The organism is Phormidesmis sp. 146-33 (assembly GCF_052939515.1).
In genome coordinates, this window is record NZ_JBJPHU010000094.1 from 1 (window position 1) to 13,011 (window position 13,011).

11 protein-coding genes are annotated in these 13,011 nt (G+C 49.6%); 5 read left to right on the forward strand and 6 right to left on the reverse strand.

Going from position 1 to position 13,011, the window contains the following annotated elements:
- Positions 1-142 precede the first annotated feature (142 nt).
- Positions 143-733, forward strand: coding sequence for a DUF6658 family protein (locus ACJ2PR_RS26755; RefSeq protein WP_446879246.1), 591 nt, complete (start codon positions 143-145; stop codon positions 731-733).
- Between the two features lie 66 nt (positions 734-799).
- Here ACJ2PR_RS26755 and larC read toward each other — a convergent pair whose 3' ends face one another.
- Complete coding sequence (gene larC, locus ACJ2PR_RS26760) at positions 800-2,182, reverse strand: nickel pincer cofactor biosynthesis protein LarC (protein ID WP_446879247.1); 1,383 nt, start codon at positions 2,180-2,182, stop codon at positions 800-802.
- 99 nt (positions 2,183-2,281) lie between these two features.
- Here larC and ACJ2PR_RS26765 point away from each other — a divergent pair, with 99 nt between their 5' ends.
- Entirely contained in the window at positions 2,282-2,917 is a 636-nt protein-coding gene (locus ACJ2PR_RS26765) for an L-threonylcarbamoyladenylate synthase (protein ID WP_446857136.1), read from the forward strand.
- A gap of 401 nt (positions 2,918-3,318) precedes the next feature.
- Positions 3,319-4,566 (forward strand): HetZ-related protein, encoded by a 1,248-nt coding sequence (locus ACJ2PR_RS26770; RefSeq protein WP_446857139.1) that lies wholly within the window; start codon positions 3,319-3,321, stop codon positions 4,564-4,566.
- 163 nt (positions 4,567-4,729) lie between these two features.
- On the opposite strand, the gene ACJ2PR_RS26775 is transcribed toward ACJ2PR_RS26770, so the two are convergent.
- From ACJ2PR_RS26775 to metG, 5 genes are all read right to left on the reverse strand, one after another.
- A complete protein-coding gene (locus ACJ2PR_RS26775) occupies positions 4,730-6,169 on the reverse strand; it encodes an IctB family putative bicarbonate transporter (protein ID WP_446879248.1) in 1,440 nt (479 codons plus the stop codon).
- Between the two features lie 277 nt (positions 6,170-6,446).
- Entirely contained in the window at positions 6,447-7,190 is a 744-nt protein-coding gene (locus ACJ2PR_RS26780; protein WP_446879249.1) for a phosphoadenylyl-sulfate reductase, read from the reverse strand.
- Positions 7,191-7,311: 121 nt separating this feature from the next.
- Positions 7,312-8,466, reverse strand: a complete 1,155-nt coding sequence (lptC, locus tag ACJ2PR_RS26785) for an LPS export ABC transporter periplasmic protein LptC (RefSeq protein WP_446879250.1) — start codon at positions 8,464-8,466, stop codon at positions 7,312-7,314.
- 94 nt (positions 8,467-8,560) lie between these two features.
- Complete coding sequence (locus ACJ2PR_RS26790) at positions 8,561-9,175, reverse strand: LabA-like NYN domain-containing protein (RefSeq protein ID WP_446857143.1); 615 nt, start codon at positions 9,173-9,175, stop codon at positions 8,561-8,563.
- 76 nt (positions 9,176-9,251) lie between these two features.
- Positions 9,252-10,859 (reverse strand): methionine--tRNA ligase, encoded by a 1,608-nt coding sequence (gene metG / locus ACJ2PR_RS26795; RefSeq protein WP_446879251.1) that lies wholly within the window; start codon positions 10,857-10,859, stop codon positions 9,252-9,254.
- Positions 10,860-11,343: 484 nt separating this feature from the next.
- Here metG and ACJ2PR_RS26800 point away from each other — a divergent pair, with 484 nt between their 5' ends.
- A complete protein-coding gene (locus ACJ2PR_RS26800; RefSeq protein WP_446869563.1) occupies positions 11,344-12,066 on the forward strand; it encodes a lysophospholipid acyltransferase family protein in 723 nt (240 codons plus the stop codon).
- 50 nt (positions 12,067-12,116) lie between these two features.
- Entirely contained in the window at positions 12,117-12,962 is an 846-nt protein-coding gene (locus tag ACJ2PR_RS26805) for an alpha/beta fold hydrolase (protein WP_446869564.1), read from the forward strand.
- Positions 12,963-13,011 lie beyond the last annotated feature (49 nt).

Genomic DNA, 13,011 nt, shown 5'->3' on the forward strand with positions numbered 1-13,011 from the left:
AGCAAAGGCAAATCCCGCGATCGGGCAGTAGTCAAGATTTAGTCAAAAATTGCGATCGACGGGGATCAAAACCTTTGTTAGATCGCAATAGCGCTAAAGTAAACTGCTGAAGTAAACACAAACAAACCCATGAGGTAATTTTATGAGCAAAGTCATTTCTTTCTTCAAATCGATTCGGTTGGTTCAACTTTTAACGGTGTTTCTAGCAGGAATTCTGGTAATTTTCACCACGGCTTGTAATGGTAATGCTCAGGCAAAAATGCCCCCTACCGATGGAGGCCCTAACCCGGTTGGTCAAACGCAGCCATACGAGGGCGGCATGAATAACTTTAGCGATACCGCACCTGGACAAGCCGCCAAAGGCACGGCCACAAAGACCAAAGCGTTGATCGATCGCGCCGAAAAGGACATCAATTCCAAGCGGGTTGACAGTGTGGATCAGTACGTTGAAAACTATCGCAATGGTGCCCCCATTCAAGAGCGAGCCAAGAACATTGTTGATAGTGTCAAAGGGGCGACCGATGATGCTACAAGTGATGCAAAAGGTGCTGTAGACAAAGCTGCGAGAGTGGGCGATCGCACAGTCGATAAAGCTAAGGAAGTTGGAGACAAAGCCCAACGGGGAGCCTACAACGCCAAGAGCAAAAGTGATGATGTTGCTAAAAGCGTGAAGCGATCTGTTGATGATGCGGCGACAAATGTGAAACGGGCTGCCCAAGACGCGATCGACTAACGTTTAAGCTAATCTTTGAACTTCAGAATTGCCAGGTTGGATGCATTATTTGCTCAACCTGGTTTTTTAGTGATCTTGGTTTTGCTGATGCCAGTTTTGTAGCGCGATTTGATGAATTTCACGCCAAGCAATGTGGTGGTGGCGAGCAATTTGGGCACAGTCTTCGTACTCAGGTTGAACGTTGATAATGGTGCCCTCTTGATTTCGGGCTACCTTAACTTGAATCACGCCAAACATCGTCTCAACTTTGTGAAATTCACGCTGTAAAGTTGACCGCTGCTGGAGAGAATGGCGAATGCCTAAAGTGCTAGTTTCTCGAAATAAAACTTTCTCACAGTCGGCTACTTTTTCAACCGAACAAATGACCGTTAGTAAGACTCCGGGACGCGATTTTTTCATGCCGATCGCCTGTGTAAAAACATCCAGCGCCCCCACCGCAAAAAGTGCCTCAAACACATAGCCGATCGCCTGTGGATTTAAATCGTCAATCTGGGTTTCTAAAACTGAAATAGACGGTTGATCTAAGTTGTTTGAATTCTGAAATCCAGGTTTTTGAGCTGGCAAGTGGTTGGCTTTTTCAAGCTTTTCTCCAGCCGTTTCGCCAATCCATAAGCGGAGAATGTTGGGAATGGGTAAATCGATCGATCCTGCCCCCAATCCGACTTTTTGCAGCGTCATGGTGGGTGGAGATCCGAATTTTGTAGAAAGTGTGGTTGCGATCGCCGCCCCCGTAGGAGTGACTAATTCTCGCTCAATGCCGTTGCTGTAGAGGGGCACCTGACGCATCTCATAGAGTTTCAAAACGGCGGGAACTGGCACTGGCAATCGTCCGTGAGCCGCCCAAACCGTCCCCCCTCCTGTTGGTAAAGCTGAACAATACAAGTGATCAATCTCCAGCCAATCCAACCCCAAACAAGTGCCGACGATATCCACGATCGCATCGATCGCTCCTACTTCATGAAAATGTACCTGCTCTGGTGAAATTCCGTGGACGGCTCCCTCTGCGGCTGCCAACTGCCGAAATATTGCCAAACTCCAATTCTCAGCCCGTGGCGGCAAGTCGGCTCCTTGGATCATCTGTTCGATTTCGGGCAAATGTCGCAGCCGAGAACCTGTTGCAGCAGATGTTTCGTGAGTGTGGGAATGCTCGTGAGCGTGAGGATGTTCGTGAGCGTGAGGATGTTCGTGAGAAGGGTGCTTGTGAGTGTGGGAATGCTCGGCTTGCGATCGAGGCGTATCTGAAGAACCCTTCAATTCAACTTCAATCTTGGTGGCTTGCTGCCCATTGCGTTGCACAAACGCTGCTTTAAGCTGATACTCCTCCGCAATGCCTAGACCGTCAAGCTTCGTAGTCAGGTAGTCTAAAGGAACGCCAACACTCACCAGCGCACCCAGACACATGTCACCCGCGATTCCAGTCGGGCACTCCAAATAAGCGACTTTACTCATTGACGTAAACCAGGAAAAAGGGAAATTGATTGTCCCTTTACACCCTACCTTTTGCACGATGAGGAATGGTTAAACCCTTTCTTCTTTTTTCTCCTCACTATGGCTACGATTTACAGAATTCATCCCAAAAATCCCCAGGCGCGTGGCGTTGAGCAAGTTGTGGACGCATTACGCAGTGGGGCTATCATGCTCTACCCGACGGATACTGTGTACGCGATCGGCTGTGATCTCAATTCCAAGACGGCTGTGCAGCGAGTCCGTCAGCTCAAACAACTCTCAAATGACAAGCCACTGACTTTTTTGTGTGCTTCGCTATCCGACATTTCGCAGTATGCCATCGTCAATGACCCCGCATACCGCTTGATGAAGAGTCTGATTCCTGGCCCCTACACATTTCTGTTGCCCGCGACCAAGCTCGTTCCCAAACTGGTGATGAGTCCCAAACGCAAAACAACAGGCATTCGAGTTCCTGATCATCCCCTTTGTGCGGCGCTTCTAAAAGTCTTGGGCAACCCGATCGTGTCCACCTCTGCCCACCTTCAAGCCGACGAGAGCCAGTTAGACTATCCCTCTCAAGCAGAACTGTTTGACAGTCTAGAAAAATCCGTTGATCTCATCCTCGATACAGGCGAAGAACCTTCTTACCAGGTATCCACCATTTTAGATTTGACCAACGCGGAACCTGTGATAGTGAGAAAAGGTCTGGGATGGGAGGCGGTGGAGGAGAGGATTTGAAGGGATAAGGGAGAACTTCGCTTCGCAAGGAGGGATGAAAAAGTTTTGAAGGTTGAGCTTTGACTTTGAGAGCTTGAAGAAATTTAATTGCTCACTCCTCACTACTCACTCCTCACTCCTCATTCCTCACTCCTCACTCCTCACTTCCCCCAACCACCCTGGCGATCGTCCACTGAAACACAGTAGTATATTTTTATCAGCTTGGTTGATCGTACCTACTGAGTTATTGTGTTTGAGCCACTTGTCATCCTTTGGCTGGGTGGGCTGAACTATCTCATGGTGCGCCATTAAGTGAAAAAACTGACCAAATATAAAACTGCCATACGCGCATCCGGATTCACCGTAGTCGCCTAAATCTGCGATGTAGGGACTGACATGCACTACCAAGTCTGGGTCTGACAATGAACGCAAAATCTGCCAACCTTCAACAAGAAGCAACCCCCTTTACGGCTTCTATCCCTGACAACGGTGGTCTTCCGGTCTCTGATACAGCCATTACACCAGAAGATAACCGCATTCTCTCTCCTATCGAAAAGCTGGCTCAACTGCTCACCACAGAACTGCAAGCCGAAATTCAAGTAACCGAAAAAGCTGCTCAAGCGATCGCCCACCGCATCGCCGCCGAAGTTGAGCGGATTTGTAGTAAAAGCGATCGCATTCAAACTTCTGGAGAGGTCGGATCTTGGCGACTAACGCTGGGTCGCTATCGTCTGGATAAATGCGTCAACTATTATCGGCTGGGTTCTCGACAGGGCCGCGTAGAACTGCACAGTACCTTGAGTACGATGGTTTATCGTCCGATCGCCCCGGCTCACCTTCAACTCAGTTTTCAGGCTCGATTTACGCTGATTGAGGATTTTTTGCAGGGCTTCTATACTGAGTCGCTGAGAGCCTTTCGTCGCGAAAATGCCCTGCCCGAAGATTACCAACCTCGAACTCGTCTCCAACTAGCTGAGTACATGGCGTTTACCGAGCAGTATGGCAAACGGCGCATTACCTTGCCCACTCAGCACAATCAACAGCTAATCATTCTGCGGGCCCAACGATTTGCTAGTCGTCAGCCTCAAGAGATCGCCGTTGATATTGAGACCGCAATGGAGTCGGCCAAGGGAGACGAAGCAGAAGCGTATGGTCGATCGCCAATTATGCAGATGATTCGAGAACAGATGGTGGCTGAGAAAGTCGATCCTTCGGAAGGGGCGCTGCGCGATCGCGTCGTCGTCGAACTGATGCAATATCTCGAATCTCAAGGGCAGGACGATTGTGCCAGTTATCTCGCTCTCAAACTGCAAGACCTGTCTGTTCCTGAAATTGACGAAGTGCTGAATCTCACGCCCCGCCAGCGCGATTATTTGCAGCAGCGGTTTAAGTACCACGTCGAAAAGTTCTCAACGTCTCAAAGCTGGAAACTGGTTCACGAGTGGTTGGGGGCTGACCTTGACCAAAATTTGGGGCTGTCTCAGCCAGAATGGGAACTGTTTTTTGCCCAATTGTCTCCTGAGCAGCAGCAGTTAGTCCGTTTGAAGCGATCGACCACTAGCGATCAGGAAATTATGCAGACGTTGAAATGTACTGCAAAACAACTGCAAAAACGTTGGGGCACTCTACTCGAAGCCGCGCGTCAGACTCGAAACCAACTCAACAAATAGAGCGGTTTTCAGAATCCGTTTTGGGGAATGCAATCTTGGGTGGGGTAAGCAATTGTCCCACTTTTTTAATGGAAATTTGATGAGTTCTTTGCTTCGACGTTTAGCTTGTCCGCTTCCCAAATTCCCCATGTTGGTAGACTTCAAGGTTTTTGTGACAATTCTTCTAATCAAGCTGCTCACGATCGCTCACCGACTCATTCAAAGCAGACTGGTGATAGGTGTAGAAACTGGCAATCAGGGCGATCGCCATCCACCAGAGCGTATTCACCTGCGGACGATACAGCACGGTATCAAACAGGGCTTGACCAAACAGACCCAACAGAGCGGCGATCGAGCCAATCAGCCAAAAGCCGTCCCGGTTGCCAAGCTGTCGGAGTCGTTTGAGTTGGACATATCCCTGATGAAGGATCACCAGCAGCAGCCACAAAAACGCGGTCAAACCAATCAAGCCTGTTTCGACAGCCACTTCTAACAAAATTGAGTAAGAACTCAAAGCGCTAAAGCGGGGCCGTTGATAACGCGGATAGATTTTCTTGAACGGCGAATCACCTGGCCCAATTCCCAAGACGGGGTAATCCTGAATCATTTGAATCACAGAAGCCCAGACATTGAGGCGAAAATTGTTGCTGCTGTCTCCGCGTCCCGCAAAAATGCTAAAAACCCGACTTCGCAGCGGCGGCACAAACAACACGCCAAGAATCAAAACGCCCGCCAGACTACCCACCAAAATCGGAACCGACCAGACCTGCCAAAAACGCGGCAGATGAATGCTCCACCAATACAGCAGCGACAGCAAAATCACAAAAATCAGTACCACAAATCCGATCAGACCGCCCCGGCTAAACGTCAAAATCAAGCAAGCCGTATTCACAACCGTCATGACGATCGCCAACCCTTTAGGAAGCCACCCTCGCCAGGCAAAAATCGCAGCAATACTCAACGCGATCGCAGGCAACAAATAGCCCGCCAGCAAATTCGGATTTCCTAAAAAGCTGTAAACTCGCACCGTCTTAGCAAATGGCGATTCAGGATCAACCCAGGTAGCCAGCGCATCCGCTCCAAAAAACCACTGTCTCAACCCATATCCACTCACCAAAACAGCAATGTGTAGGTAGAAAGTAATTAGCCACGATCGCAGCCTTGACGATCGCAACACTCGCGCCATCAACGCAAACAAAATCAGATAGAGAGTCAGCTTACTCCAGCCTGTAAAGGCTTCTCGCTTGACTGGAGACACCGCCGCCGCAACAGTCGCAATTCCCCAATAGAGCAGCACTAGCAGGTGAATCGGAGTCAATCCTGAACCCCAAATTGCCTTCTTCTGCCCAAAACCGGACACTGGGGAATCGTCTGAAAGCGTGAGTAAGACCCAATACCCGGCACACGCAACCAGCAGCACTCCCATTAAGTCGCTCGAAACAAAGGGCGCTAGACCAAACACAAGACTCAACAGCACCACTCCGATCGCGTCTGCCCACTGCATCAGCCAGCTTGTTTTGCGCCACGACTGCAACAGCCCCACCGGACGATGAAGCAAGCTCGTCGATCGCCATTGATGAAGTGGCAGCGTTGCCAGCGTGACCTGTTGCCAAACGGAATTCATAAGCGACTTACCAGCGTCAGAGAATAGTTGCCCAAGGGGCCTGTGAGCTATCAGTCATTATCCTCAAAAAACGATCGCTGACAAGGGAACCTCATTAGATTTTGCGCCAAAACCCCGCTAACCCAAACAATGAAACTGACGGTCAGATCCAGTAGATGCAGATATCCCCGTCAGCCTAACCGTTCTTCACGGTCAATCAGCCCTGCCAGAATTAGGGAATTTAGGAGCGTTCCCGGATCTGTAAGCAAAGCAAACAACCTCATCGAAGTCACATAGATCAAGTCGTCTGATTGGGATTGATCGCGTGTAAACCGCACTCTTTTTTAGTGGCTTCTTCCCACCACCAGCGGCCTTCTCGCTCATGCTGATTGGGCAAGGTTGCTCTAGTGCAAGGCTCACAACCAATACTCACAAAGCCCTTCTCATGGAGAGGATTGTAGGGCACCTCAAAAGCACGAATATACATCCAAACATCCGCCGAAGACCAGTTCGCGATCGGGTTAAACTTCACCAACTGGCGATCGTCCGTCGAAAAAGCCGTATCCACCTGCACGATCGGAACGCTGGCACGAGTTGAAGGGTTTTGATCCTTACGTTGACCTGTGATCCAGGCATCCAATGTAGACAGCTTACGACGAAGCGGTTCGACCTTGCGAATTCCACAGCATTCCTGGTGTCCGTCTTCGTAAAAACTAAAAAGTCCCTTCGCTGAAACCATCTCCTGGAGTCGAGTCGCATCGGGATACATGATGTCGATCGTGATCCCGTAGTGTTTGCGGACACGATCGATAAACTGATACGTTTCGGCGTGGAGGCGGCCCGTATCGAGGCTAAACACTTTGATGTTGGGGTTAATTTTGTGCGCCATATCAATCAACACAACATCTTCAGCACCGCTAAAAGAAATTGCAATGTTATCAAATTGGCTCAATGCCCGTTGCAGAATTTTTTGGGGACTTTGTTGAGACAGTTCTGCATCGAGGCTAGGAATGTCAAGAGGCTGCGCGATCGGTTGCGCCATGATGGGTTCTCCTCAGAGAAGGATCGTCTTAAGTGCAATCCCCATTCTATCGGCTCGACTGCACCACTTGCTTTCCTCCCTCATCCCTCCTCGCGCAGCGGAACAAAGTTCTCTCTCATCCCTACTGCCTCATCTGCGGGACAATTTGCATTTCAACTCTGCCGCCACTTTCGCCCCCACTCACGGCAACCTGCTGATCTTGAAGTCTGCCTGCTGCACGAGGGCCCGCGAGGCTAAAGGGCGGATTGGCTTGACGATAATTGACGTTGCCATCGGCTTGAAACTGTTGAGTCGTCAAAAACCAGGTGACCCGATCGGCATCCAGTTTAGAATCATTTCGCTGTCCGATCCCTCTGACATTCCCGGTCAGATCAACGGTGTTTTTCTGCAAATTGAGCAGTCCCTGATTGGCCGTCAGCGTCACTTGTTGAGATGGGTTGAGAATCGTCACGGGCTGGCTAGAATTAATCGTCTGAGCGTCCAGATTCCACAACAAATCGTTGCTGCTGACCTGGACATTTTGCTGTTTTGAGTCAATTCTGGCGTTTTGCTGAAGGTTAACCGTCTTTGCTTTTAGATCAACATTGACGCGATCGGCCGTACTTCTCTCCGTCAGCACCTTGTTTTTGAAGCGATCGATTTGCATGGGGCGATCGCCCATCACTTTCTGAGTTTGAATGTTCCAGGTCAAATGCTCCGTTCTCACCTGGATTTCGGGATCTTTTGAGGAAGCCACAATTTGTTTGGTTAGCTCTATCGTCCGAGCACGAGTCTGAAAGCGGCCTTCTTGAGCGGCAAACTGCATCTGTTTGTGCATTCCGGTCACACGATTGCGAACCAGCAAAACATCCTCGACAGGTCGCCATTCCGCTTCGTTGCCCTTTAGCACCGTGCCATCTTTGAGATCGGTCGCGATGATCTGCCCTTTGAGCACGATCGCCTTGCCATCTTGCTGCACTTCACCCTTTTGCGCCTCAACTTTAAAGACAGGCTTGCCGTCCTGATAGAGTTCTCCTTTGGGATTGTCAACGGTGGCGTTCTTTTGATCTTTGCTGTAGGTCGCTTGTCTCGCCTTGACCTTCCACCAGAGTTTGCCTTTGTCGTCTACCTGTTCGAGGGTGATGTCGTTCCAGTTGAGATTGCTGTCAAACTTCTGGATTTCCTGGGTGTCGTTGGCTAACTTGTCTGCTGCCGTATCACGTTTTCCACAGGCAAAAGTGCCGACCAGTAGCGTGATCAGCAACAGGTTTAGGTAGGTCGATCGATGCAAATTCAAGCTGGCTCTCCTTGCGAATGCCCAGAAGACTTTTGAGCATCCATCAAGGTCTTGACGAACTCCCTCTCAAAAGGCTCCCGTTTCCCGTTGCTTCTCAAATAGACGGATCGTCTTCGCCGTCGTCCATCACTCCGATCCCCGATAGCGGACGGTAAGTGTAGCTGCGCGGCGTTTTTTGAATGTCTTCTTTGATGTTGTCTAAATCGATGTAGCGATCGGCGACGTTAATCAGGCTATCACTGGTCATCGATCGCAGGCTCACCACTTCGACTCGCACGCCTCGATAGCTCACCGCATTCACCGCATAAGCCAGGTCGCCATCACCACTCACCAAAACGGCCGTATCGTAGGAGCCGACCAGAGACATCATATCGACGGCGATTTCGACATCCAGGTTGGCTTTTTTGGAGCCGTCAGGGAGTTGCACTAAATCTTTAGAAATGACTCGATAGCCGTTGCGCCGCATCCACAACAAGAAGCCCTGCTGTTTTTCGTTGGTGCGATCGACTCCTGTATAAAAGAAGGAACGCAACAGGCGCGAACCTGCCGTCAACCGACACAACAGCTTGGTGTAGTCAATTTCGATCCCCAGTTGTAGGGCGGCATAAAAGAGATTAGAGCCATCGATAAAAATAGCCACTCTGCCGCGATTTTCTAGGACTTGCTCAGGCGAAAATACAGTTTCGTTTTCGTGAATATGGTTTAACACCGTTGATATTCCTCAGTTTGTTAAAGAGTATTGATGCTTAAAATCCAAACTAATGATGGACACCCCTCTCATTCCTTTAAGTCGATTGCTCCTCCGGAGGTTCTAGTTTTTGAAAAACTGGCTGCGCCTCTCCCAAAGTCTGGTTTGGCGGAAGGGTGCCCCAGATTCCGTGCTTCGTCAATGTGATTAAATCATCAATTAAAGGCGTTTCAGCAAAATCCACTGAATATCCTAATTGTTTGTAAATCTTGGTGCTGCCGATCGGAATAATCGGAGATAGCAAAAAAGCCGCCAACCGCACCGATTCTAAAACTGCGTAGAGAACTTGTTGTAGCGCGTGTTGTTGACCTTGTTTGTAAAGCGTCCAAGGAGCTTGCTCATCGATGTATTTGTTGCCCAAACGCACCAGCGCTAGAATTTCCTCACAAGCTGTATTAAAGGCCAACGCTTCGTAGGCTTGCTGAACCCGATCGACCAATTTCACCCCAGCGGCCTTGAGCGGATTGACTAACGGAATATCGTCGATCGCCAGATCAGGAACCGTACCGCCATAGTATTTGGAAACCATTTTAAGCGTCCGGTTAAGTAGATTACCCAGATCGTTAGCCAGGTCAGCGTTGAGAATATTCACAAAGCGCGTCTCATCAAACACGCCGTCTCGCCCAAATTCAATTTCTTTGAGAAAGTAGTAGCGCACCGCATCGCTGCCGTAGCGATCGACCAAAGCCACCGGATCAATCGTGTTTCCGGTACTTTTGCCCATTTTTAGCCCATCTTGAACGAGAAAACCGTGTCCAAACACACGATCGGGCATCGGTAATCCCGCAGACATCAGCATCGCAGGCCAATAGACCGCATGAAACCGCAGAATATCTTTGCCGATGAGATGAACGTCGATCGGATACCACCGAGACAAGGCATTCTTGAGCGTCGGTTCGCTTTCTGGATCTAGTAGGGCGGTAATGTAACCCAAAAGCGCGTCAAACCAGACATACAGCGTGTGGTTCGGATTCTCAGGAACCGGAAAGCCCCAATCGACGTTAATTCTCGAAATCGAAAAATCGCGCAATCCCTGGCTGACAAAGCTTAAAACTTCATTGCGTCGGCTGGCTGGCTGGATAAATTCAGGATGCTCTTGATACAGTTTCTCTAATCTTTCCTGGTAGTTTGACAACCGAAAAAAGTAGTTTTCTTCGTCACGCCATTCGGCTTGTTTGTTGGGGTGAATCGCGCAGTAGTGATCGTCTAGCAGTTCGCGTTCTTCTTTAAATTCTTCGCAAGAGACACAGTACCAGCCTTTTTGTTGACTGAGATAAATGTCGCCTTTGTCCCAAACGATCTGAAAAAATTCTTTGACGATCGCCCCGTGCCGTTCCTCAGTGGTGCGAATAAAGCGATCGTAGCGAATCCCTAGTTTTTTCCAAAGTTGTTTGAATTCTGGCACGATCAGGTCACAGTGCTCTTGAGGCGATCGCCCCAATCCTTCTGCCGTACGCTGGATTTTTTGCCCATGCTCATCCGTCCCCGTGACAAATAGGACTGGCTTGCCCTGCAATCGTTGAAATCGGGCTATTGCGTCGGCGGCGATCGTTGGATAGGCCGTCCCCACATGCGGCAAACCGTTTGCGTAGTAGAGGGGCGTTGTGATTGTAAAGGTAGAACGCTTAGGGTCTTCAGAACTCATAGATAATATCAAACACGATCGCTAAAACTGCTTTTAACCAGGGTCACAGTAGACTGAGCGCACCCCTGCCCTAACAAAATTTTATGAATAGAAAAGGAACCATCGCCCCACTGAGTTTTCTATCCATTCATCCACTTGGCTTCTCTGCTCATTGATAGAAGTTTCTCAATCTTAGCGGTCAACTCCGCTCAAAAATGCGTTTCACTCCTCAAATCTACCGAACTTAGCCCCAGGAAAATCTTATCGATCGTCCTCCGTTAGGTCAGAGATTTTAGAAGATGGACGCTTGCTAAATTGCTCAGAACTGGTAAAAATAATGCCCTTGGCCTGCCTTATTTCTGAGCGATTAGTGAGCCGATTCAAAAACTTCAGCGCACGGTAGAAGCTTCTCAGCCGATCTTTCTGCCTGTAGACGTTTGTTGACTTCAGTAAAGTAATGTTAACTAGAGAAAAGGCTTGATCTTAAGATTCTGGTTCATTTTGCATGGCATCTGATAGTCCGCTTCAAATTTCGCGCTTGCTGCTTCTGACGCTGGGAATGCAAATGTATCTGCACCATCGCGATCGCGTTCCTCAAGACAGTGCGCTACTCGTGGTCAGCAATCACCGAAGTTTTTTGGATGCTCCCTTGTTGATGGCAGCGATCGATCGTCCGATTCGGTTTGCGTGTCATCACTACATGGGGCAGGTTCCCGTGATGCGGGAGATTGTTACAAAACTGGGCTGTTTTCCGCTAGAGGCTCCTGAGCAGCGTCAGCAGAGCTTTTTTCATCAAGCAACTCAGCTTCTCAAGACTCAGCAAGCGGTTGGGGTGTTTCCGGAGGGCACTGATCCGATGGTCAACAGTCCCGATCGCACTCAGATGGGTGATTTTCAGCGTGGATTTGCCCATCTTGCACTCAGGGCCCCGGTTCAGAATTTGGCTGTTTTGCCTGTGGCGATCGCCGTCCAGTCAGAAACCAAAACGTCGGCCGTTCCGCTCAAACTTCTCAGCTTCTTTGATCCCTCTGAGCCATTGTTCAATCAAGAGGGCTGGCATCCTCTGGTGATGTATCAGCGAGTGAATGTGATGATTGGTCGCCCTTACTGGATTCAGCCCGCTCAACGTCAACACTATCAGGGCAAACAAGCAAGAACGATCGTCAACGATCTGACCCATCACTGCCACGATGAGATCAAAGATTTGCTGCATCAGGGCTGCTTCTGACCGCTTTTGACCGCTAATTTTTTTCCTATTCCTCACCGCCGATTCCTGCAATGCTTCAAAGTCACCCGATCTTTCTCACCCCCAAAAAACTCAGGCGAAACGCTCCACTGTTCGTCTTTTTGCCTGGTATGGATGGCACAGGGCAGCTATTGAGGGCGCAGACGGCTGGGTTAGAAGCGGGCTTTGATGTGCGCTGTTTGGCGATTCCACCAGATGATTTAAATAGTTGGGAAGCGCTGGCGCAACAGGTCGTTGATCTGATCAACCAGGAGATCGCGGGAGATGAAGGACGATCGGTTTACCTCTGTGGCGAGTCGTTTGGCGGCTGTCTTGCAATGAAAGTTGCTGTACTTGCGCCTCATCTGTTTCATCGGATGATTTTGGTAAACCCGGCTTCCTCGTTTAATCGTCGCCCCTGGATTACATGGGGATCGTCTTTGAGCCGCTATTTGCCAGAAGTGGCGTATCAGCTTTCGTCGGTGACGTTTTTACCGTTGTTGGCTTCGTTTGGGCGGATTGCACCCGCAGACAGACAAGCCTTGATCGAAGCGGTGCGATCGGTGCCCCAAAAAACTTCGATTTGGCGGATGTCTCTCCTACACCAGTTCCAGACTCCGACATCAGAATTGCAGCAGCTTAACCAGCCAGTTTTACTGTTGGCCAGCGTCGATGACAAGCTGTTTCCCTCGGTGCCAGAAGCTTATCGCCTCAAGCGTGCTTTTCAGAATGCTCAAGTAGTGGTCTTGCCCCAAAGTGGACACACCTGCCTGCTAGAAACCGAAGTGAACCTCTTCAAGATTATGGAAGCTCACGGTTTTCTAGAAGCTTCTGTCTCAGACTCGCGAACCGACTGCTGTGTAGAAACTGCTCCAAACCGATTGTTGAGCAACGGATGACAGAATTTTTAGCTTGAGAATAGTTTTCAACTCTATTCCTTGCGCCCCT

Excerpts from the sequence above, each read along its gene's own strand:
- metG (WP_446879251.1), bottom strand. The coding sequence starts at position 10,859 with ATGAGTTCTGAAGACCCTAAGCGTTCTACCTTTACAATCACAACGCCC.
- ACJ2PR_RS26800 (WP_446869563.1), top strand. The coding sequence starts at position 11,344 with ATGGCATCTGATAGTCCGCTTCAAATTTCGCGCTTGCTGCTTCTGACG.
- ACJ2PR_RS26780 (WP_446879249.1), bottom strand. The coding sequence starts at position 7,190 with ATGGCGCAACCGATCGCGCAGCCTCTTGACATTCCTAGCCTCGATGCA.
- ACJ2PR_RS26755 (WP_446879246.1), top strand. The coding sequence starts at position 143 with ATGAGCAAAGTCATTTCTTTCTTCAAATCGATTCGGTTGGTTCAACTT.
- ACJ2PR_RS26765 (WP_446857136.1), top strand. The coding sequence starts at position 2,282 with ATGGCTACGATTTACAGAATTCATCCCAAAAATCCCCAGGCGCGTGGC.
- ACJ2PR_RS26770 (WP_446857139.1), top strand. The coding sequence starts at position 3,319 with ATGAACGCAAAATCTGCCAACCTTCAACAAGAAGCAACCCCCTTTACG.
- ACJ2PR_RS26775 (WP_446879248.1), bottom strand. The coding sequence starts at position 6,169 with ATGAATTCCGTTTGGCAACAGGTCACGCTGGCAACGCTGCCACTTCAT.
- ACJ2PR_RS26805 (WP_446869564.1), top strand. The coding sequence starts at position 12,117 with ATGCTTCAAAGTCACCCGATCTTTCTCACCCCCAAAAAACTCAGGCGA.
- larC (WP_446879247.1), bottom strand. The coding sequence starts at position 2,182 with ATGAGTAAAGTCGCTTATTTGGAGTGCCCGACTGGAATCGCGGGTGAC.